General features: G+C 68.3%; 21 protein-coding genes. 7 read left to right on the top strand and 14 right to left on the bottom strand.

What is annotated here, in order from left to right; genetic code table 11:
• Positions 1-74: 74 nt before the first annotated feature.
• Positions 75-1,040, bottom strand: coding sequence for a methyltransferase domain-containing protein (locus FOZ70_RS30975; RefSeq protein ID WP_042978153.1), 966 nt, complete (start codon positions 1,038-1,040; stop codon positions 75-77).
• 81 nt (positions 1,041-1,121) lie between these two features.
• Here FOZ70_RS30975 and FOZ70_RS30970 point away from each other — a divergent pair, with 81 nt between their 5' ends.
• Both FOZ70_RS30970 and trmL read left to right on the top strand, forming a co-directional pair.
• On the top strand, positions 1,122-1,925 hold the full coding sequence (locus FOZ70_RS30970; protein WP_219707488.1) for a phosphoribosyltransferase family protein: 804 nt from the start codon (positions 1,122-1,124) through the stop codon (positions 1,923-1,925).
• Between the two features lie 105 nt (positions 1,926-2,030).
• Positions 2,031-2,501 (top strand): tRNA (uridine(34)/cytosine(34)/5-carboxymethylaminomethyluridine(34)-2'-O)-methyltransferase TrmL, encoded by a 471-nt coding sequence (gene trmL / locus FOZ70_RS30965; RefSeq protein ID WP_219707487.1) that lies wholly within the window; start codon positions 2,031-2,033, stop codon positions 2,499-2,501.
• Positions 2,502-2,535: 34 nt separating this feature from the next.
• On the opposite strand, the gene FOZ70_RS30960 is transcribed toward trmL, so the two are convergent.
• From FOZ70_RS30960 to FOZ70_RS30940, 5 genes are all read right to left on the bottom strand, one after another.
• Entirely contained in the window at positions 2,536-3,060 is a 525-nt protein-coding gene (locus tag FOZ70_RS30960) for an O-acetyl-ADP-ribose deacetylase (RefSeq protein ID WP_048025694.1), read from the bottom strand.
• Positions 3,061-3,155: 95 nt separating this feature from the next.
• A complete protein-coding gene (locus FOZ70_RS30955; RefSeq protein WP_027789057.1) occupies positions 3,156-4,154 on the bottom strand; it encodes an NAD(P)H-dependent glycerol-3-phosphate dehydrogenase in 999 nt (332 codons plus the stop codon).
• A 28-nt stretch (positions 4,155-4,182) separates the two neighbouring features.
• Positions 4,183-4,665 carry a protein-export chaperone SecB gene (gene secB / locus FOZ70_RS30950; RefSeq protein WP_011353285.1) on the bottom strand — a complete coding sequence of 161 codons (483 nt, stop codon included), beginning with the start codon at positions 4,663-4,665 and terminating at the stop codon, positions 4,183-4,185.
• 107 nt (positions 4,666-4,772) lie between these two features.
• Positions 4,773-5,033, bottom strand: a complete 261-nt coding sequence (gene grxC, locus FOZ70_RS30945; protein ID WP_021164237.1) for a glutaredoxin 3 — start codon at positions 5,031-5,033, stop codon at positions 4,773-4,775.
• Positions 5,030-5,452 (bottom strand): rhodanese-like domain-containing protein, encoded by a 423-nt coding sequence (locus FOZ70_RS30940; RefSeq protein ID WP_021164238.1) that lies wholly within the window; start codon positions 5,450-5,452, stop codon positions 5,030-5,032. Before FOZ70_RS30940 ends, grxC begins: the two co-directional genes overlap by 4 nt.
• 136 nt (positions 5,453-5,588) lie before the next feature.
• Here FOZ70_RS30940 and gpmA point away from each other — a divergent pair, with 136 nt between their 5' ends.
• From gpmA to moeB, 3 genes are all read left to right on the top strand, one after another.
• Positions 5,589-6,335 carry a 2,3-diphosphoglycerate-dependent phosphoglycerate mutase gene (gene gpmA / locus FOZ70_RS30935; RefSeq protein WP_021164239.1) on the top strand — a complete coding sequence of 249 codons (747 nt, stop codon included), beginning with the start codon at positions 5,589-5,591 and terminating at the stop codon, positions 6,333-6,335.
• Between the two features lie 323 nt (positions 6,336-6,658).
• A complete protein-coding gene (locus FOZ70_RS30930) occupies positions 6,659-8,206 on the top strand; it encodes a S41 family peptidase (RefSeq protein ID WP_021163154.1) in 1,548 nt (515 codons plus the stop codon).
• 105 nt (positions 8,207-8,311) lie between these two features.
• Entirely contained in the window at positions 8,312-9,064 is a 753-nt protein-coding gene (moeB, locus tag FOZ70_RS30925; protein ID WP_021163155.1) for a molybdopterin-synthase adenylyltransferase MoeB, read from the top strand.
• A 73-nt stretch (positions 9,065-9,137) separates the two neighbouring features.
• Here the strand turns inward: moeB and ptsP are convergent, their stop codons facing one another.
• From ptsP to FOZ70_RS30890, 7 genes are all read right to left on the bottom strand, one after another.
• Positions 9,138-10,910 carry a phosphoenolpyruvate--protein phosphotransferase gene (gene ptsP, locus FOZ70_RS30920; RefSeq protein ID WP_021163156.1) on the bottom strand — a complete coding sequence of 591 codons (1,773 nt, stop codon included), beginning with the start codon at positions 10,908-10,910 and terminating at the stop codon, positions 9,138-9,140.
• 210 nt (positions 10,911-11,120) lie between these two features.
• A complete protein-coding gene (locus FOZ70_RS30915) occupies positions 11,121-11,390 on the bottom strand; it encodes an HPr family phosphocarrier protein (protein WP_006477716.1) in 270 nt (89 codons plus the stop codon).
• Positions 11,391-11,463: 73 nt separating this feature from the next.
• On the bottom strand, positions 11,464-11,934 hold the full coding sequence (locus tag FOZ70_RS30910) for a Sugar transport PTS system IIa component (protein WP_021163157.1): 471 nt from the start codon (positions 11,932-11,934) through the stop codon (positions 11,464-11,466).
• Positions 11,935-12,164: 230 nt separating this feature from the next.
• Positions 12,165-13,121 carry a glutathione synthase gene (gene gshB, locus FOZ70_RS30905; RefSeq protein WP_027789051.1) on the bottom strand — a complete coding sequence of 319 codons (957 nt, stop codon included), beginning with the start codon at positions 13,119-13,121 and terminating at the stop codon, positions 12,165-12,167.
• Positions 13,122-13,147: 26 nt separating this feature from the next.
• Positions 13,148-14,437: a glutamate--cysteine ligase gene (gene gshA, locus FOZ70_RS30900; RefSeq protein WP_021164335.1), complete on the bottom strand. Its 1,290-nt coding sequence runs from the start codon at positions 14,435-14,437 to the stop codon at positions 13,148-13,150.
• A gap of 243 nt (positions 14,438-14,680) precedes the next feature.
• Positions 14,681-16,195 (bottom strand): ammonium transporter, encoded by a 1,515-nt coding sequence (locus FOZ70_RS30895; protein WP_059489822.1) that lies wholly within the window; start codon positions 16,193-16,195, stop codon positions 14,681-14,683.
• A gap of 37 nt (positions 16,196-16,232) precedes the next feature.
• Entirely contained in the window at positions 16,233-16,571 is a 339-nt protein-coding gene (locus tag FOZ70_RS30890; RefSeq protein ID WP_027789049.1) for a P-II family nitrogen regulator, read from the bottom strand.
• A gap of 355 nt (positions 16,572-16,926) precedes the next feature.
• Between FOZ70_RS30890 and FOZ70_RS30885 the strand changes: the two genes are divergently transcribed.
• Complete coding sequence (locus tag FOZ70_RS30885; protein WP_006489451.1) at positions 16,927-17,178, top strand: accessory factor UbiK family protein; 252 nt, start codon at positions 16,927-16,929, stop codon at positions 17,176-17,178.
• Positions 17,179-17,488: 310 nt separating this feature from the next.
• Complete coding sequence (locus FOZ70_RS30880) at positions 17,489-19,093, top strand: YifB family Mg chelatase-like AAA ATPase (protein WP_219707486.1); 1,605 nt, start codon at positions 17,489-17,491, stop codon at positions 19,091-19,093.
• Positions 19,094-19,425: 332 nt separating this feature from the next.
• On the opposite strand, the gene FOZ70_RS30875 is transcribed toward FOZ70_RS30880, so the two are convergent.
• Positions 19,426-19,998, bottom strand: a complete 573-nt coding sequence (locus FOZ70_RS30875; RefSeq protein WP_059651350.1) for a hypothetical protein — start codon at positions 19,996-19,998, stop codon at positions 19,426-19,428.
• Between the last annotated feature and the right edge of the window lie 43 nt (positions 19,999-20,041).

The following is a 20,041-nucleotide window of genomic DNA, read 5'->3' as shown; positions in this document are numbered from 1 at the left end:
GGCCATTTCAGACGCCAATTCGACCCCGCTTTGCGCCGCTAATTTCAGACATAACAAAACCCCTCTTTACCGCTCTACCGATTCTTCGGACGCCCCTTTCCGATGTCCTCGATGCGCACGATCCCGTGCCCCTCGGCGGTCGTGCGCGGCACGGCCTTCCACGCGTGGCCGTAGATCACTTCGAACGTCAGGGCGATCGTGCCGTCCGCGCGCCGGCGCGCCTCCAGCGCGTCGCCGAGCGCCGCGCGAAAGCGCCGGGTCGCGCGCTGCGGCGCCTCGCGCTCGAACGGATAGGCGCCCCAGCGGCGCACGTCGGCCAGCAGGGAATCGGGGGTCTTGTAGGTGACGGTCAGCACTTCCTGATCCATCACGGGAATCTCGAAGCCGCTCTCGACGAGCATGTCGCCGAGGTCGTGCATGTCGACGAAATCGATCACGCGCGCGGCGGACGGCACGATGCCGAGCGCCGCTTCCGCATCCGCGCAGGCCGCGCGCAGTTCGCGCAGCGTGTCGGGGCCGAGCGTGCTGAACATCAGCAGCCCGTTCACGCGCAGCACGCGCTGCCATTCGGGCAGCACCGTGTCCGGACGCGAATGCCAGTGGAGCGCGAGATTCGACCAGATCAGGTCGAACGCGCCGCCCGGGAACGGCAGCGCGGCGAAGTCGGCCTGGGCGACGCGGGGGCCGCGCTGGCCGAGCGCACGGCCGAGCGAGGCCGGCAGCCAGCGGCGCCAGCTCGTCTGCTCGACCTCGCGCTGACCGGCTCGCGCGAGCATCGCGCCGGACAGGTCGACGCCGAATACGGGTGCCTCCGGAAAGCGCGCGCGCAGCGCCGGCAGGTCGTCCCCCGGGCCGCAGCCCGCGTCCAGCACGGCCGCGGGGCTGACCTTGATGTATTCGAGGCGCTCGTTCATCCGCTGCGCGATCTCGCGCGGCAGGAACGCGACCGCGTCGAACGTGGCGGCGCGGCGGTCGAAGATCCGCCGCAGGCGCCTTGCGTCATTGGCCGGACGGCCGGTTGAAGTCGAAGCTGGGGACATGTCGGGCACACTGGCGAAGAGCCCGAAGTATACTCGCTCGCCCCGCAGGCTTCATTGAGGCGGGGTGTCAGGAGTGTTGCGATGATCCGCAGTTCCGCCCGGCGCACGATGCGCGTCGCTTTGTCGCAGGTTCGCGCGCTGGCCGCGCGCGTCGCCGCGGTCGCGCTGCCGAATCGCTGCGCACTGTGCGGCAATTTGTCACACACGATGATTTGCGTCGCCTGCGACGCCGCGTACTGGAACGAAGCGCGGCTGCGCTGCGGCGTCTGCGCGATACCGCTGGGCATCGGGCAACCGCGTTCGCACCGGGCACGCGGGGCTCACGCCGGCGCCGGCAGCGCGGCCGCGTACCGTTGCGACGCGTGCCGTGCGGCACCGCCGCCGTTTGATGCGACGCTCGCGCTGGCGGATTACCGCGCGCCGCTCGACGGGCTCGCGCGCGGCCTGAAGTTTCACCGGCAACTCGCGCTCGGCACCGAATTCGCGGCACGGCTCGCGCGGCTGATCGACGATACGCCCGGCGCCAGCGGCTTCGACCTGGTGGCGCCGGTGCCGCTGTCGCACCGGCGGCTCGTCGCGCGCGGCTACAACCAGGCGTGGGCGATCGCGCGCCCGCTCGCGCGGCGGCTCGGCGTGCGCGCGGATGCGGCGCTGCTCGCGCGCATCGCCGACACCGCGCCGCAGTCGCGGCTCGACCGGCACGCACGGCGCGACAACGTGATCGCGGCATTCGCAGTGGCGGGCGGCGTCGCCGGCCGCCACGTTGCGCTCGTCGACGACGTGATGACGTCCGGCGCGACGCTCGCGGCCGCCGCGCACGCACTGAAGGCGGCGGGTGCCGCACGCGTGACGAATCTGGTTGCGCTGCGCACCGCCAGGGATTAATTAGATAGAGAGGCCGACCGACCGGACACGGCGGCGGCCGTCACGAACCGGCCGGCCGGGAACGCGCGCGTAGCGCCGCCCCGGCCGGCCCAGCCAAACCGGAACATGTTCAACGTCGTCCTCGTCGCCCCCGAAATCCCGCCGAACACCGGCAACGTGATCCGCCTGTGCGCCAACACGGGCGCGCGCCTGCACCTGATCGAGCCGCTCGGCTTCCCGCTCGACGACGCGCGGATGCGCCGTGCGGGCCTCGACTATCACGAGTATGCGCAGATGCGCGTACACCGCGACTGGGACGCGTTCATCGCGGCGGAAACGCCCGATCCGACGCGAATGTTCGCGTTCACGACACGCGGCTCGGGCCGCTTCCACGATCATGCATTCCTGCCGGGCGACTGGTTCGTGTTCGGCTCGGAGACGCGCGGCCTGCCCGCCGAACTGCTCGAGCGCTTCCCGAACGAACAGCGCGTGCGCCTGCCGATGCGGCCGGACAACCGCAGCCTGAACCTGTCGAACACGGTCGCGGTGGTCGTATTCGAGGCGTGGCGCCAGGCCGGGTTCGAAGGCGGCGCATGACGCCGGGACGGCGCCTCCCGCCCCGCGGAAGGCGTCACATCCGCGTGAGCCGCGCGCGGTACAGGTCGTAGATGTCGGGGGAAAAGCACGCGAACACCACGCGAGCGAGGTTCGGCGCCTGCGGCAGCATTTCGGCGACGGTGCCCACGGCGATGTCGACGGCCTCTTCGGCCGGATAACGATAGATTCCGCAGCTGATCGCCGGGAACGCGATCGACGTCGCCGCGACCTCCTCGGCCAGCTCGATCGCGCGGCGGTAGCACGACGCGAGCAGGTCGGCCTCGCCGCGCCCGCCGCCATGCCACACGGGCCCGACCGCATGGATCACGTAACGCGCCGGCAGCCCGTGGCCGCGCGTGAGCCTGGCGTCGCCCGTGTCGCAGCCGCCGAGCGTGCGGCACTCGGCGAGCAGGCCGGGGCCGGCCGCGCGGTGGATCGCGCCGTCGACGCCGCCCCCGCCGAGCAGCGAGCCGTTCGCGGCGTTGACGATCGCGTCGACATCGAGCGTCGTGATGTCGACGACCTGCGCATCGAGCGTGGTGGAATGGATCTGCAGCATGACAACCTCCCGGAACGCCGGAGACTGTTCAAGCGTAGCGCGCTTTGACGCCGCGCGCCCGCGGCGAACACGGCGCCCGGCCGCGCCCGGCCGCGCTACTCGGCGCGCGCGTCGCGCCGCAGCAGGCCGCTGACGGCGTCGCGCGGCGCGATGCCGTCGAACAGCACGCCGCACACGGCTTCGGTGATCGGCATTTCGATCGACTGCGCCCGCGCGATGGCCAGCACGGCCTGCGCACAGCGCACGCCTTCGGCCACGTGGCCGAGCGCGCCAAGGATGTCGTTCAGCGTGCGGCCGGCCGCCAGTTGCAGGCCGACCGTGCGGTTGCGCGACAGGTCGCCCGTCGCGGTGAGGATCAGGTCGCCGAGGCCGGTCAGGCCCGTGAAGGTTTCCGCACGGCCGCCGAGCGCGACGCCCAGCCGCGACATTTCGGCGAGGCCGCGCGTGATCAGCGCGGCACGCGCGTTCAGCCCGAGGCCAAGGCCGTCGGCGATACCGGTCGCGATCGCGAGCACGTTCTTCACCGCGCCGCCGACCTCGACGCCGACCACGTCGTCACCCGTATAGATCCGCATCGCGCCGTGATGGAACGCGGCGAGCGTGCGCTCGCGGCATTCGGCGGACGTGCTCGCCACCGTCAGCGCGACGGGCAGCGACTGCCCGACCTCGCGTGCGAAGCTCGGCCCCGACAGCACGCCGTTGCTGTGCTGTTCGGGCAGCTCGGCCGCGATCACCTGGTGCGGCAGCAGATGCGTATCGGCCTCGAAGCCCTTGCAGACCCAGACGATGTGCGCGGGCACGCAGCCCGCAGCGCGCATCGCGTGACACAGCGTGCGCAGCCCGGCCACCGGCGCGGCGATCACGCACAGAGCGTCGTCCGCGGCGCCGTGCGCGAGCGCGGCGCCGAGATCGGCGTCGTAGCGCAACGCGTCAGGCAGCGCGATGCCGTCCAGATAGCGGGAATTTTCGTGCCGGGCCTGCAGCCCGGCGATGAGCGCGGCATCGCGCGCCCACAGAAGCGTATCGTGCCGCGCGGCCAGATGGCCCGCGAGCGCGGTGCCCCAGGCACCGGCGCCGAGAACGGCTACTTTCATACCCAGCACCGGTCCTCCGAGCAAAACGTCAGTTCAGCGTCGTGCCGTTCGGCGCGCCTGCTGCGGCACCGGCCTGCTGCTGAAGCTGCGCGAGACGCTGTTCGTACAGCGCCTGGAAGTTGATTTCCGCCAGGTGAATCGGCGGGAAGCCCGCGCGCGTGATCGCGTCGGCGATGTTCGAACGCAGGTACGGGAACAGGATCGTCGGGCACGCGATGCCGACGAGCGGGTCGAGCTGTTCGTCCGGAATGTTGCGGATGTCGAAAATGCCGGCCTGCTTCGCTTCGATCAGGAACGCGACCTTGTCCTTCACCTTCGCGGTGACGGTGCCCGACACGACCACTTCGAACACGCTTTCCGCGAGGCGGTCGGCCTTCACGTCGACTTCGACTTCAACCGACGGCATGTCCTGCTCGAGGAAGATCGCCGGCGAATTCGGCTGCTCGAGCGACATATCCTTCAGGTAGACGCGCTGGATGTTGAAGAACGGTTGGTTTTCGACGTCGGACATGGTGTTTCCCTAAAAGTGGTGACGGGGCGGCCCGGCTTCGCGCCGGCCGCCACGGATGAATCCTGCGCGCCCAAGCCGCGGCGCGGCCGGCGGCCATTCTGCCCTAATCAGGCCGCTTGCAGAAGCGGAACGAGGCCGCCTTCGCGGTCGAGCTTCGACAGATCGTCGTAGCCGCCGACGTGCGTGTCGCCGATATAGATCTGCGGCACCGTGCGGCGCCCCGTGCGCGACATCATTTCGTCGCGGCGGGCCGGATCGCGGTCGATCAGCACCTTCTCGATCTGCTCGACACCGCGCAGCTTCAGCAGGCGCTCGGCCTGGATGCAATACGGACACACCTGCGTGCTGTACATCAAAACCTTGTTCACTTCGCCACTCCTTGTTTGACGACCGGCATCCCGGCCTGCTGCCAGGCAGCCACGCCGCCCTCGAGCACGTGCACCTCGGCGTAGCCCGCCGCCTCGACCTCGCGCGCCGCCTTCTGCGACTGCTGGCCGTTCTGGCAGACGAGCAGCACCGGCGTGCTCTTGTTCTTCGCGACCTGCGCGATCTTCGCGCCGATCTCGCCCGCCGCGACCTGACGGGCCGACGGCAGGTGGCCGGCCGCGAAGTCGGACGCGGCGCGCACGTCGATCACGACCGCGTTGCGGCGGTTGATGAGTTGTGTCGCCTCTGCGGCCGACAGGCCGCCGCGACCGCGGCGCAGCGCGGGCCAGGCCAGCAGGCCGCCGGATACCACCAGGATCGCGATAAGGGCCAGGTTGGTGTAATCGGTAAAGAACGTCACGGAATTCCGCCGGAAAAAGAGAAATCGGATGAGGACAATCCCGCCATTATAAAATAACCGTCTTGCGCGATGGCGGGCCCCGGTCGGGTCCCGTACGACGCGCCCCGCTTCCCTATCACTACCGACCGCAAGATCCATGTACAAACTCGTTCTCATCCGCCACGGCGAATCGACGTGGAACAAGGAAAACCGCTTCACCGGCTGGGTCGACGTCGACCTGACCGAACAGGGTCGCAACGAGGCCTACCAGGCCGGCGAATTGCTCAAGGAGGCCGGCTACACGTTCGACATCGCGTACACGTCGGTACTCAAGCGCGCGATCCGCACGCTGTGGCACGTGCAGGACCGGATGGACCTGATGTACCTGCCGGTCGTCCACTCGTGGCGCCTGAACGAGCGCCACTACGGCGCGCTGTCGGGCCTGAACAAGGCGGAAACGGCCGCGAAGTTCGGCGACGACCAGGTGCTCGTGTGGCGCCGCAGCTACGACACGCCGCCGCCCGCGCTCGAGCCGACCGACGAACGCGCGCCGTTCAACGATCCGCGCTACGCGAAGGTGCCGCGCGAGCAGCTGCCGCTCACCGAGTGCCTGAAGGACACGGTCGCGCGCGTGCTGCCGCTGTGGAACGAGTCGATCGCCCCGGCGGTCCGCGCCGGCAAGCAGGTGCTGATCGCCGCACACGGCAACTCGCTGCGCGCGCTGATCAAGTACCTCGACGGCATCTCGGACAGCGACATCGTCGGCCTGAACATCCCTAACGGCGTGCCGCTCGTGTATGAACTCGACGAGAACCTGAAGCCGATCAAGCACTATTACCTCGGCGATCAGGACGCGATCGCGCAGGCGCAGGCCGCCGTCGCGAAGCAGGGCAAGGCGGGCTGACGCCCGTCGGCCGGGCGAGTCGGCCGACCGAACCGGCCGAGTGAGCCTGCCGGGCCGGGCGGGCCGCGTCCGGCCCGGCAGGCCCGACCCCGGCCCCGCCCCTTGCCGGCGCACCGCGCGAACCTTCGTGCCCCCGGCGCTGTCGAAACCGCTTTCGAACCCGCGGCGCGTCCCGCGGTGCCCGGCCGGGCCGCCTTCCGGGGCCGCCGCGACGCCCGCTGCGACGCAATTCGCGCCGTTCCACTGAGTCTTCGGACGAACAGTTATACTTGTCCGCTACATCCCCGCTACCGCCACGCGCTTCCCGACCGCACCAGATCTCTATGCGAATGAAATTGAAGAACATCGGCCTGATTGCCGCGGGCCTCGCCACGGGCGTGTTCGCCACGCTGCAGGTTTCCGCATCGGCCGAGCAGACCGCCACGGCGCCGCTTCCCCTCGACCAGCTCCGCCTGTTCGCGGAAGTCTTCGGACAGATCAAGCGCGAGTACGTCGAACCGGTCGACGACAAGAAGCTGCTGACGGCCGCGATCAAGGGCATGGTGTCGAGCCTCGATCCGCACTCGTCGTTCCTCGACAAGACCGACTATGACGAGCTGCAGGAGCAGACGAAGGGCCGCTTCGCGGGTCTCGGCATCGAGATCTCGCAGGAAGACGGCCTCGTCAAGGTGATCTCGCCGATCGAAGATACGCCCGCGTTCCGCGCCGGCATCCGTCCGGGCGACCTGATCACGCGCATCAACGACAAGCCGGTGCGCGGCATGACGCTCGACAAGGCCGTGAAGCAGATGCGCGGCGAGCCGGGCACCAAGGTCACGCTGACGATCTTCCGCAAGAGCGACGACCGCACGTTCCCGGTCACCGTCACGCGCGCGATCATCAAGGTCCAGAGCGTGAAGATGAAGATCCTCGATCCGGGCTATGCGTATGTCCGCATCACGAGCTTCCAGGAACGCACGACGCCCGATCTCGCGCAGAAGCTGCAGGACATCGCACGCCAGCAGCCGAACCTGAAGGGCCTCGTCCTCGACCTGCGCAACAACGGCGGCGGCCTGCTGCAGAGCGCGGTCGGCGTGGCCGGCGCGTTCCTGCCGCCCGACTCCGTCGTCGTGTCGACCAACGGCCAGATCCCCGATTCGAAGCAGGTCTACCGCGATACGTACGACAACTATCGCCTGCCGTCCTTCGACGGCGATCCGCTGAAGAACCTGCCGCCGGTCTTCAAGACGGTGCCGATGATCGTGCTGACGAACGCCTATTCGGCATCCGCGTCGGAAATCGTCGCCGGTGCGCTGCAGGATTCGAAGCGCGCGCAGATCATGGGCAAGACGACGTTCGGCAAAGGTTCGGTGCAGACGGTCCGCCCGATGACGGCCGACACCGCGCTGCGCCTGACCACCGCGTACTACTACACGCCGAGCGGCCGTTCGATCCAGAACAAGGGCATCACGCCGGACGTGCCGGTCGATCAGTACGCGGACGGCGATCCGGACGACGTGCTCGTGACGCGCGAGGTCGACTACACGAACCACCTCGCGAACACGCAGGATCCGAACGAGAAGAAGGAACAGGAAGAGCGCGAGCAGCGCCGGATGGATCAACTGCGCGTCCTCGAAGAGCAGAACGACAAGAAGACGCCGGAGCAGCGCCAGAAGGATCGCGATCGCAAGCCGATCGAGTTCGGCAGCGCCGACGACTTCATGATGCAGCAGGCGCTCAACAAGCTCGAAGGCAAGCCGGTGCAGGAATCGAAGTCGCTGCTCGCCGAAAGCACGAAGGCCACGGCCGGCAAGGCCGCCACGGCCCCGAAGGCATCGGGCGCAAGCGCGAAGCCGGCTTCCGCACCGAAGCCCGCGTCGGCGCCGAAGTAAGCGCCGGCCGGCATCCGACGGGCCATCGCGGGAAGACCGCGATGGCCCGTTTTTCATGCGCGCCTAAAATAACGACACGTCCGCCGCTTCGCCCACGACTCCCCCATGAACGACGATCAACTCCTTCGCTACTCCCGCCACATCCTCGTCGACGAAATCGGCATCGAGGCGCAGCAGCGCTTTCTCGATGCGCATGCGATCGTCGTCGGCGCGGGCGGCCTCGGCTCGCCTGCCGCAATGTATCTCGCGGCATCGGGCGTCGGCACGATCACGCTCGTCGACGCCGACACGGTCGATCTCACGAACCTGCAGCGGCAGATCCTGCACGTGACGGCCTCGGTCGGCCGCAGCAAGGTCGAATCGGGGCGCGACACGCTCGCGCAACTGAACCCCGAGGTGAAGGTGCACGCGGTCGCCGCGCGCGTCGACGACGCATGGCTCGACGCGCACGTGCCGGGCGCGACCGTCGTGCTCGACTGCACCGACAACTTCGCGACGCGACACGCGATCAACCGCGCGTGCGTCGCGCACGGCGTGCCGCTCGTGTCGGGCGCCGCGCTGCGCTTCGACGGCCAGATCAGCACGTTCGATTTCCGCGACCCGGCCGCGCCCTGTTATGCGTGCGTGTTTCCGGAAGACCAGCCGTTCGAGGAGGTCGCGTGCGCGACGATGGGGGTGTTCGCGCCGACGGTCGGGATCATCGGCGCGATGCAGGCCGCCGAGGCGCTGCGCGTGATCGGCGACATCGGCAAGACGCTCAACGGGCGGCTGATGATGCTCGATTCGCTGCGGATGGAATGGACGACGATGAAAATCGCGCGCCAGGCCGACTGCCCCGTGTGCGGGGGCCGGCACTGACGCGCGACGAGCATGCGCCAGGCGGCGCATGCGTGGTGACACTTCGCTACTGTCTTAGCGGCGGCTTGGGCGCCTATGCGGCCGCATCCGCGCGCGGCTCGGCGACCGACAGGCGCTGCAGCGCGGCCTGCACTTCCTCCGGCTCGAACGCGGCGAGCACGTCGGCCGTCGGCTTTTCGAGCGCCTTCAGGTGTGCGCGCAGGATCTCCTGCTTCACGACGAGCAGCTGGCTCGGGTGCATCGAGAACTCGGTGAGCCCCATCCCGAGCAGCAGGCGCGTGAGCGCCGGGTCGCCCGCCATCTCCCCGCACACCGACACGGATACCCCCGCGCGCTTCGCTTCGCGCAACGTGTAGGCGATCAGGTGCAGCACGGCCGGGTGCAGCGGGTCGTACAGGTGCGCGACCGCGTTGTCCGCACGGTCGATCGCGAGCGTGTACTGGATCAGGTCGTTCGTGCCGATCGACAGGAAATCGAACCGCTTCAGGAACAGCGGCAGCGCGATCGCCGCGGCCGGGATCTCGATCATCGCACCGATGCGCACGTTCGGATCGTACGCGAGCCCCGCGTCGTCGAGCTGGCGCTTCGCCTCGCGGATCAGGTCGAGCGTCTGGTCGATCTCCTGCGCGTGCGCGAGCATCGGGATCAGGATCTTCACCTGGCCGAACGCGGACGCACGCAGGATCGCACGCAACTGCGTGAGGAACATCTGCGGCTCGGACAGGCTCCAGCGGATCGCGCGCAGGCCGAGCGCGGGGTTCGGCGCCGTCTCGTAGCCTTCGTCGAGCGCCTCGAGCGGCTTGTCCGCGCCGACGTCGATCGTGCGGATCGTCACCGGCATGCCCTTCATCCACTCGACGGCCCGCTTGTAGGCGGCGAACTGCTCCTCCTCTTCCGGCATCTCCTTCTGATGCATGAACAGGAACTCGGAACGGAACAGCCCGACACCGACCGCGCCGGCCTCGACGGCCGCCTTCGCGTCGTCGGGCAGCTCGATGTTCGCGTACAGGTCGATCTTGGTGCCGCACAACGTTTGCGTCGGCGAGAACTTCAGACGCTGCAGCTTGCGTTGCTCCAGCAGCTTCTCGGACTGCCGGTACGAATACTCCTCGAGGACGATCGGCGCCGGATCGACGATCACGATGCCCTGGTCGCCGTCGACGATGATCAGGTCGTCCTGGCGGATCAGCGCGCTCGCGTGCTGCACGCCGACCGCGGCCGGAATGCCGAGGCTGCGCGCGACGATCGCCGTGTGCGACGTGCGGCCGCCGAGGTCGGTGACGAACGCCTGGAACGACTGCGACTTGAACTGCATCATGTCGGCCGGCGCGATGTCGTGCGCGACGACGATCATCTCGTTCGTGCCGTTCGCGGCCGCGCGGTCGAGCGCCTGCGACGCGGACGGTGCACCGGCGAGCGCCTTCAGCACGCGCTCGACCACCTGCTCGATGTCGGCCTTGCGCTCGCGCAGGTACTCGTCCTCGATGTCGTCGAAGTGACGCGTGAGCAGCTCGAGCTGCTCGGTCAGCGCCCACTCGACGTTGTAGCGGCGCGTGCGGATCAGGTCGATGGTTTCCTGCACGAGCATCTCGTCGCCCAGGATCATCGCGTGGACGTCGATGAATGCACCGACCTCGCTCGGGGTGTCGTCGGTCAGGTCGGCGCGCAGCGCCTCGAGTTCGTGATGCACGACATCGAGCGCCGTGCGGAAGCGCTCGACCTCGGCATCGGTCTGGTTTGCGTCGATCAGGTAATGGGCGACGTCGAGCGCCGCCGGCGCGATCAGGTACGCTCGCCCGATCGCGATACCTCGTGAGACGGGAATGCCATGCAGCGTGAAGGACACGCGCACCTCCTCTGTACAAGTAAAGCCGCGGCACACTGCTGCGATGCGCTTATGACCCCGGTTAGCGATTATAAATTCCGCGACTCCCCGCTGACTGCATGCACCGCAGCATTGCGCATTCCGCATCAATGCTTCCGACGAAAAAAATGCCGCGGAATCCGCGGCATTCTGACTGGAAACGGCAACGATCCCGTGCGCGGCGCGCGCGGATCACTGGCCTTCGCCGAATTTGTCCGCGATCAGTTTCAGCAGTGCGTCCATCGCTTCCCGCTCGTCGGGCCCTTCGGTCTCGATCGTCACGGTGCTGCCGATGCCCGCCGCCAGCATCATCACGCCCATGATGCTCTTCGCGTTGATCTTGCGCCCGTTGCGCGTCATCCAGACTTCCGACTGGAAGTTGCCGGCCAGTTGCGTAAGCTTGGCCGATGCGCGCGCATGGAGCCCCAATTTATTGACGATGGTGGTTTCTTGTTGAAGCATGATTCTCGGTCGGGTCGGTCGGGATCGCCGGCGGCGCGCGCCGGCGGTGCTGTCTAAAACGGAAAACGGGAAATCAGTGCGACTCGGTGCGCGGTTGCGGTTCCGGCGGAATCGGCGCGCACTGGCCGCAGCCGGTTTCCGTCGGCGGCGGCGGCGTGCCGGCCGACACTTCGTGGACGCCCTTCGCGCCGCCGGACAGCGCCTTGTCGACGAGCTTGTCGAGCGGCACGGTGCGGTAGCAGACGGCCCGCACGAGCATCGGCAGGTTCACGCCCGCCAGCACGCGCACGTTGTCGAGCTTCGCGAGCTGGCCGGCGATGTTCGCCGGCGTCGCGCCGTACATGTCGGTCAGCACGACCACGCCGTTGTCTTCCCGGAGCCGCGCGAGCTCCGCATGCGCGAACGCCATCACCTGGGCCGGATCGCTGTCCGCCATCACGTCGATACAGCCGATGCGGGCGGGCACGCCGCCATAGATGTGCGCGATGCAGTCCCGCAGCGCGGTGGCGAGCGGGGCGTGCGCGATGATCAGGATCCCGGCCATGTCAGATCGCTCCCGGCCGCCCCTGGCGGGCCGATACCCCGCGGCGGGGCAATGAGCGTAGCGAGTGTGGGAAACGTTTCATGGTCAGCCTTGCAACAGTTTCGGCCCGACCGCCGGGCCTTTGGTGCGCGATCGCGGCACCGGGCAAGCGGGCATTGTAGCAGGCCGGTCGAGCTGCTCCGGCGACGGGGGACCTGCGCGGCCGCCGCCGGGGTTGCGCGGGAGACGGCCTACGCGGCCGCACGCTCCAGCGCGTCGATGAACATCGCGGCGACGTCGAAGCCCGTCTGCTCCATGATCTCGCGGAAGCACGTCGGGCTCGTGACGTTCACCTCGGTCAGCCAGTCGCCGATCGCATCGAGGCCGACCAGCAACAGCCCGCGCGCCGCGAGCACGGGCCCGAGCGTGTCGGCGATCTCGCGATCGCGCGCGGTCAGCGGCTGCGCGACCCCGAGCCCGCCCGCCGCGAGATTGCCGCGCACCTCGCTGCCCTGCGGAATCCGCGCGAGCGAATACGGCACCGGCTCGCCCGCGATCAGCAGAATGCGTTTGTCGCCGGCCTTGATCTCGGGAATGAACTTCTGGATCATCAGCGAGCGCGTGCCGTCATGGCCGAGCATCTCGATGATCGCACCGAGGTTCATGCCGTCGGCCTTCACGCGGAACACGCCCATCCCGCCCATCCCGTCGAGCGGCTTCACGATCACGTCGCCGTGCTCGGCGTGGAAGGCGCGCAGGCGCGCCGCATCGCGCGTGACGAGCGTCGGCGCGACGAATTGCGGAAACTCTCCGATCGCGAGCTTTTCCGAGTGATCGCGAATCGACTGCGGCTTGTTGAACACACGCGCGCCCGCCCGTTCGGCAAGCTCGAGCATCCACGTGGCCGTCACGTATTCCATGTCGAACGGCGGATCCTTGCGCATCAGCACCGCGCCGAACGACGTCAGCGCACGCGACTCGTGAGCGGCCGCCTCGTACCACGGTTCGCGGTGCAGGTCGGCCGTGTCGCCGACGATCGTCACGCGCTGCACGTCCGCCTCGACACCGCTCCCCGTCCATGCGAGCTGGTGCGGCTGGCACGCGTACACCGCATGCCCGCGCCGCGCGGCCTCGGCCATCATCGCGTAGGTCGAATCCTTGTAGATCTTGAAGCGCTCGAGCGGGTCGGCGATAAAGAGAATGTCCATGAGGTCCTGTACGTGGCGAAGGTCCGTTATACCTGGATGGCTTCGGGGTCGGTCTTTTCCAGTTCGATCGACGACGCGATCAGCGACAGCCGCGCGACGACGCCGTACATGTAGAAACGGTTCGGCGGCGCGGCACCCGGCTTCGCGCCGGCATCCGGCAGCGCGGTGTGCTCGAAGCCGAGCGGCACGTAGTGCATGCCGGGCGCGTTCAGGTTCTGGTCGCGCTCGCGGCCGGCGTGCGTGCGGTAGAAGCCGCCGACCACGTAGCGGTCGATCATGTATACAACGGGCTCGGCCACTTCGTCGCCGACGCGCTCGAACGTATACACGCCTTCCTGCACGATGACATCGCGCACCGCGAGGCCGGCCTTCGACTCGGCCATCTGCGCGCGCTCGGCCTTCGACATCCGGCCGATCTCGGCCGCGTCGTGCACGGTCATCACGCCGCGCCCCGCCGTGCCCGCGTCGGCCTTCACGACGACGTACGGCTTCTCGCTGATCCCGTATTCGCGGTACTTGCGCGCGATCTTCTTCAGCACGCCGTCGATCGCGTCGGCGAGCGCCTGTTCGCCTTCATGCGCCTGCCAGTCGACACCTTCCACGTGCGCGAAATACGGATTCACCATCCACGGATCGACGCCGACCATCTTCGCGAACTTCTTCGCGACGTCGTCGTAGCACGCGAAGTGCGTCGACTTGCGGCGCACGGCCCAGCCCGCGTGCAGCGGCGGCAGCAGGTACTGCTCGTGCAGGTTTTCCAGCACGGCCGGAATGCCGGCCGACAGGTCGTTGTTCAGCAGGATCGAGCACGGGTCGAAATTCTTCAGGCCGAGGCGGCGCTGCGAACGCTCGAGCGGCTCGAGCACGATCTTCTGGCCGTCGGCCAGCGTGATCGGCGTCATGTCGGTGATGCTCGGGTCGAGCGAGCCGAAGCGCACGTTCAGGCCGGCCTGGCGCATGATCGTCGCGAGACGCGCGACGTTTTCGAGGTAGAACGCGTTGCGGGTCGGCAGCTCGGGAATCACGAGCAGGTTCTTCGCGTCCGGGCAGATCTTCTCGATCGCGGCCATCGCGGCCTGCACGGCGAGCGGCAGCACTTCGGACGGCAGGTTGTTGAACGCGCCGGGAAACAGGTTCGCGTCGACGGGCGCCAGCTTGAAGCCGGCATTGCGCAGGTCCACCGAACAATAGAACGGCGGGGTGTGTTCCTGCCATTCGAGCCTGAACCAGCGTTCGATCGCAGGCGTCGCGTCGAGGATCTTCTGCTCGAGTTCGAGCAGCGGACCGTTCAACGCCGTAACGAGGTGGGGAACCATGAATCACTCGCGAGCGGGAGAATGAAGATTGTAGAGCAATTGCCTTGCCCATTTGGGGATTGTTCCCGGCTTCACAAGGATATGCAGGAAGTTTTCGGCTATTGACCCGATAGAGTGAAGGGTTATCCGCTACGTCAGTGCGTGACAGGAGAAAAAAAGCCCGCCGGGTGGGCGGGCCGAAGTCGCTGCGCTCATTCGGGGCGGGCGCCGTCGTCGCGGCGGCCCGCCATTGATTCGTGAGACTTATTCCACGTGCTCGCCGTGCAGGATCACGTCGAGACCTTCGCGCTCTTCCTCTTCGGACACGCGCAGGCCCATCGTCAGGTCGATCAGCTTCAGCAGCACGAAGCTCAGCACACCGCTGTAGACCAGCGTGATCAGCACGCCCTTCGCCTGCAGCAGCAGGCTGCCGTCGGCGCCGCCGATGTCCTTGACCGCGAACACGCCCGTCAGCAGCGCGCCGAGAATCCCGCCGATGCCGTGCACGCCGAACGCGTCGAGCGAATCGTCGTAGCCGAGCTTCGACTTGAGCCAGGTCGCCGACCAGAAGCAGACGACGCCGGCGGCGATGCCGATCACCAGTGCGCCCGCCACGCCGACGAAACCGGCGGCCGGCGTGATCGCCACGAGACCCGCGACCGCGCCCGACACGATGCCGAGCACCGACGGCTTGCCCTTCGCGATCCACTCGGCAAACATCCAGCCGAGCGCCGCGCAGGCGGTCGCCACTTGCGTGGTCAGCATCGCGAAGCCGGCACGGCCGTCAGCGGCAACCGCGGAGCCCGCGTTGAAGCCGAACCAGCCGACCCACAGCATCGAGCCGCCGATCATCGTCAGCACGAGGTTGTGCGGCGCCATCGATTCGCGGCCGTAGCCGACGCGCTTGCCGAGCACGAGGCACGACACGAGGCCCGCGATACCGGCGTTGATGTGCACCACCGTGCCGCCCGCGAAGTCGAGCACGCCGTCGGCCGACAGCCAGCCGGTCGGCTCCCACACCATGTGCGCGACCGGCACGTAGACGATCAGCGACCAGAGCGTCATGAACACGAGCATCGCCGAGAACTTCATGCGATCGGCGAACGCGCCGCAGATCAGCGCCGGCGTGATGATCGCGAACGTCATCTGGTAGACGAAGTAGACCGATTCCGGAATCGTCGTCGCGAGATGGCTGACGGTCAGCGTCGTCGCCTTGTCGCCCTTGATGTAGTTCATGCCGTGCAGGAATGCACGCGACAGGCCGCCGATGAAGCCGTTGCCCGGCGTGAACGCGAGGCTGTAGCCGACCACCGTCCACAGCACCGTGATCACCGCGGTGATCGCGAAGCTCTGCATCACGGTCGCGAGCACGTTCTTCTTGCGGACCATGCCCGCGTAGAACAGCGCGAGGCCCGGGATCGTCATGAACAGCACGAGCGCGGTCGACGTCAGCATCCACGCGGTGTCGCCCGCGCTGATCTTCGACGAATCGACCGAGAACGGTGCGGTCGGCGCAGCCGGTGCGGCCGGCGCGGACGCGGCGGCGGCGGCCGATGCGTCGGCGGCGCCCGAAGCCGGTGCCGCGGCAGCGGCCGGTGCAGATGCATCGGTTGCGGCCGGTGCCGAAGCGGCCGGCGCGGCGGCAGCCGAGGCGTCGGAAGCCGTTGCGGCGGGCGCGGACGCAGCGGCGGCGGACGCCGCGTCGTCGGCGAGCGCGGAGCCGACGCCTGCCGCGATCAGCGAGCCGGCCATCAGCAGGGACATCAGAAGTTTGCGCATCTTGGGTTTCCTCTTGTCGCTTGTCTTGTCTGTTCTGTTACAGCGCGTCTGCGCCCGTCTCCCCGGTGCGAATCCGGATCACCTGTTCGATCGCCGTGACGAAGATCTTGCCGTCGCCGATCTTGCCGGTGCGCGCGGCCCGCTCGATCGCCTCGACCGCCTGGTCGACGAGATCGTCGGACACCGCTGCCTCGATCTTCATCTTCGGCAGGAAATCGACCACGTATTCGGCGCCGCGATACAGCTCGGTGTGCCCCTTCTGGCGGCCGAACCCTTTTACCTCGGTCACCGTGATTCCCGAGACGCCAAGCGCCGACAGCGCCTCGCGCGTCTCATCGAGCTTGAACGGCTTGATGATTGCGGTAATGAGTTTCATGAAGTCCTCTCGCTGAGTTGTCCCGTCGAATTGGTTGGAATGTTGTAACGGACTCTCCTCAGCAACTCGCATGCCATGTCGGTTCGAGCACCGTTTCAAAGGGCTTCATCAAGGGGTCGCATCCCGCGATGTAAGGTGCGCAAGCCCGGCCGAATGGCCAACGCGGGCGGGTTTGCTGGCGCGGCGAAAGGAACGTTGCTAGAGTGCACGCACGTCCCGGGTCACCGGGCCATTCACCCATGCCGGCGCCATGCCCGGAATTCGCGCTCCCGGCGCACCATTTCCGGTCATGCGTGCATCATGGGCACGTACGCAACCGAAGATGCACATTTTTTGTGCAAGGAAGGGGAATCACATGAAGCAACCCAGCGACGTTTTCAACGATCTGCAGTCGCGCGTCAGCGATCTGCTGAAAAATTCGCCGGCCAAGGACGTCGAGCGCAACGTGAAGGCCATGCTGTCGCAAGGCTTTTCGAAACTCGACCTCGTCACGCGCGAGGAATTCGACACGCAGGCGCAAGTGCTCGCCCGCACCCGTGTGCGCCTCGAGGAACTCGAAAAGCGCGTCGCCGAACTCGAGCAGAAGCTCGCCGCGCCGCAAGCCTGACGCCCCACCCGGCCGCAAGGTCCGGACGCGGGCCGCCTCGTGCGGCCCGCGTCCGGCACCTTCCTCCGCACTTCGTCGTCCGTCGTTCTTCGCAGCACCCTCCGCTCTTCGTAGTCCATCGCTCTTCGCAGCACGCCGCTCTTAGCCGTTCATCGCTCTTCGCAGCACCTCCGCTCTTCGCTGTTCGTCGTTCGCAACACCTCGTTCTTTCCTCGCGCCACGCCGGCAAGCGCGCACCGATTTCTCCGATTACCGCGGCACGCGGCCACGAACAGCGTCGCCCGTCCGTCTTGTTTACAGGAGCCTCGCCATGTCGCTCGCCGTGGTGCGCAGTCGCGCGCCCGCCTCCGGCCGTGCGCCGGACGTCACCGTCGAAGTCCATCTCGCCAACGGGTTGCCGTCGTTCTCGATCGTCGGCCTGCCCGATCTCGAGGTCCGCGAAAGCCGCGAGCGCGTGCGTGCCGCGCTGCAGAACTGCGGCTTCGAATTTCCGGTGCGCCGCATCACCGTCAACCTCGCGCCGGCCGACCTGCCGAAGGAGTCGGGGCGGTTCGACCTGCCGATCGCGCTCGGCATCCTCGCCGCGAACGGCCAGATCCCGGCCGACGCGCTGGCCGGCCGCGAATTCGCGGGCGAACTGTCGCTGACCGGCGCGCTGCGGCCGATGCGCGGCGCGTTCGCGATGGCGTGCGGGGTCGCGCGGGACTCGCAGGTCGCGGAAAACGGTGCGGGTTCCGGTTCGGGCAGCGGTGATCAACGAGCCGCCCCCGATCCGGCCGCCGTCGCGTCAAATGCTCCCGAGCTGTACCTGCCGCTCGCCAGCGCCGCCGAGGCGGCGCTCGTGCCGGGCGTCACCGTGTTCGGTGCGCCGGACCTACCCGCGCTGTGCGCCCACCTCGCCGGCACGCCCGACGCCCGGCTCCCACCGGTCGCGGCACCGTGCCTCGACGGCCTGCCGATGCCGGCCGCCCCCGATCTCGCCGACGTGGTCGGCCAGCGCGGTGCCCGCCGCGCGCTGGAAGTCGCGGCCGCGGGCGGCCATCACATGCTGATGGTCGGGCCGCCGGGCGCCGGCAAGTCGATGCTGGCCGCACGGCTGCCGGGCCTCCTGCCGCCGCTGACCGACGACGAGGCGCTGACGTCGGCGGCGCTCCTCTCCGCCAGCCGCGTCGGCTTTTCACCGGCACAGTGGCGCCGGCGGCCGTTCCGTGCCCCGCATCATTCGTCGAGCGCCGCCGCGCTGGTCGGCGGCCGCAACCCGCCGCAACCGGGCGAAATCACGCTCGCCCATCTCGGCGTGCTGTTTCTCGACGAGCTCCCGGAATTCGACCGGCACGTGCTCGAAATGCTGCGCGAGCCGCTGGAAGCCGGCCGCATTACGATCTCGCGCGCGGCGCAGCAGGCCGACTTTCCCGCCGCGTGCCAGCTGATCGCCGCGATGAACCCCTGCCCGTGCGGCTGGCACGGCGATCCGTCCGGCCGCTGCCGCTGCACGCCGGACGTCGCCGCGCGCTACCTGCGCAAGCTGTCGGGGCCGCTCGTCGATCGCATCGATATCCAGATCGACCTGCCCGCGCTGTCGCCGGCCGAACTCGCGTCGCGCGCGACGGCGCCCGGCGAGCCGAGTGCCGCGGTGGCCGCACGGGTCGCACACGCGCGTGCGCTGCAGCTCGACCGGCAGGGCAAGACGAATCACATGCTGAGCGGCCGCGAAACCGACGACCTGTGCCGGCCGACCGACGAAGGCGAGCGGCTGCTGCGCGAGGCCGGCGAGCGTTTCGGCTGGTCGGCGCGCGCGTATTTCCGTGTGCTGAAGGTCGCGCGGACGATCGCCGACCTGGCCGGCGACCCGCTGCCGACGGCCGCGCAAATCGCCGAGGCGATCCGCTACCGGCGCGCGCTGACGGCGCTGTGAGTGCCCTCGGAGGACAAAATCCGGCTGTCAAGACTTGACTTATGCACAACTCCACCAATCCGGCCCCGGATCGGGGCTCGGCGGGACCTTTGCAGCACGGAATCCGTATCTCGTTGTTTTGATTGGCTTTTCCAAAAACGCGAGCGTGCGACCAAATGGGCCGGAAGGCCGTCCCGCGCGGCTTGGCGGGAAATTCGGGCAACTTTTCAACAAAGTTATCCACATGCGCTGTGGATAGCCGAAAAAACCTCGCAAAATCCGGCGACTAGCGCCGAAAGTTGCGAACGAACTTTCAGTTGTCAGGGAGTGCCCCGGCGCGCTCGCCGATGCCGTCAGTCGAGCTTGAACGACCCGAAAAACTGGTCGAGCTGCTCCTGGGCAAGCGGCCCGTCGGCAATCACGACGGCCTGGTACGCATGCCGGCCGCGCGCGACAAGCCGCGCGACGATCGTCTTGCGCGCGCGATCGCCGCCGGCGGCCGCGCCCGCGATGCGCAGCTCGAGCCCGTTCACCGCGCCGCCGGCCGCAAGCGGCACCGGCACCGCAGCCGTCTGCGGCGCGCCTTCGAGATTGCGCGACAGCCCGGTGCGCAGGAACTCGAGCGCCGCGCGGCGCGTGTCGTCGCTGTCGTCCGGCAGCGTCAGCGTGCCGACCGCGAACACCGCGCCGTCCACGTGCGCGGCCTGCATCCGCATCGGCATCGACGCGCCGCCGATCGCCACTGGCTGCTGCTCGACGGTCGGCTTCGCCGGCAGGTCGACGGTGTAGCCGGCGTCGTTGTGCAGCGTGCGCCAGTCGTACGACGGCGAGCACGCGGCCAGCGCGACGCTGATGCACGCGAGCGCGGCGAACTGTCGCAGCGGACGAAAAAGGGGGCGCAACGAATCGGTGACTTCCTTCGGCATGGCGTGGAGCGGGCAGGCAAAACGGGCATTATCCGCCGAACGT

It is taken from the genome of Burkholderia sp. COPS (assembly GCF_019425585.1).
GTDB lineage: Bacteria > Pseudomonadota > Gammaproteobacteria > Burkholderiales > Burkholderiaceae > Burkholderia > Burkholderia cepacia.
Note: the sequence above shows the minus strand (reverse complement) of the source record. Positions and strands in the feature narration are given on the sequence as shown.

Coding starts and splice junctions, on each gene's coding strand:
- FOZ70_RS30880 (WP_219707486.1), top strand. CDS start 17,489: ATGTCGCTCGCCGTGGTGCGCAGTCGCGCGCCCGCCTCCGGCCGTGCG.
- moeB (WP_021163155.1), top strand. CDS start 8,312: ATGAACGACGATCAACTCCTTCGCTACTCCCGCCACATCCTCGTCGAC.
- FOZ70_RS30955 (WP_027789057.1), bottom strand. CDS start 4,154: ATGAAAGTAGCCGTTCTCGGCGCCGGTGCCTGGGGCACCGCGCTCGCG.
- FOZ70_RS30875 (WP_059651350.1), bottom strand. CDS start 19,998: ATGCCGAAGGAAGTCACCGATTCGTTGCGCCCCCTTTTTCGTCCGCTG.
- FOZ70_RS30890 (WP_027789049.1), bottom strand. CDS start 16,571: ATGAAACTCATTACCGCAATCATCAAGCCGTTCAAGCTCGATGAGACG.
- FOZ70_RS30895 (WP_059489822.1), bottom strand. CDS start 16,195: ATGCGCAAACTTCTGATGTCCCTGCTGATGGCCGGCTCGCTGATCGCG.
- gshA (WP_021164335.1), bottom strand. CDS start 14,437: ATGGTTCCCCACCTCGTTACGGCGTTGAACGGTCCGCTGCTCGAACTC.
- FOZ70_RS30915 (WP_006477716.1), bottom strand. CDS start 11,390: ATGCTTCAACAAGAAACCACCATCGTCAATAAATTGGGGCTCCATGCG.
- FOZ70_RS30960 (WP_048025694.1), bottom strand. CDS start 3,060: ATGCTGCAGATCCATTCCACCACGCTCGATGCGCAGGTCGTCGACATC.
- trmL (WP_219707487.1), top strand. CDS start 2,031: ATGTTCAACGTCGTCCTCGTCGCCCCCGAAATCCCGCCGAACACCGGC.
- FOZ70_RS30885 (WP_006489451.1), top strand. CDS start 16,927: ATGAAGCAACCCAGCGACGTTTTCAACGATCTGCAGTCGCGCGTCAGC.
- secB (WP_011353285.1), bottom strand. CDS start 4,665: ATGTCCGACGTCGAAAACCAACCGTTCTTCAACATCCAGCGCGTCTAC.
- FOZ70_RS30930 (WP_021163154.1), top strand. CDS start 6,659: ATGCGAATGAAATTGAAGAACATCGGCCTGATTGCCGCGGGCCTCGCC.
- gpmA (WP_021164239.1), top strand. CDS start 5,589: ATGTACAAACTCGTTCTCATCCGCCACGGCGAATCGACGTGGAACAAG.
- FOZ70_RS30975 (WP_042978153.1), bottom strand. CDS start 1,040: ATGTCCCCAGCTTCGACTTCAACCGGCCGTCCGGCCAATGACGCAAGG.
- FOZ70_RS30910 (WP_021163157.1), bottom strand. CDS start 11,934: ATGGCCGGGATCCTGATCATCGCGCACGCCCCGCTCGCCACCGCGCTG.
- FOZ70_RS30970 (WP_219707488.1), top strand. CDS start 1,122: ATGATCCGCAGTTCCGCCCGGCGCACGATGCGCGTCGCTTTGTCGCAG.
- gshB (WP_027789051.1), bottom strand. CDS start 13,121: ATGGACATTCTCTTTATCGCCGACCCGCTCGAGCGCTTCAAGATCTAC.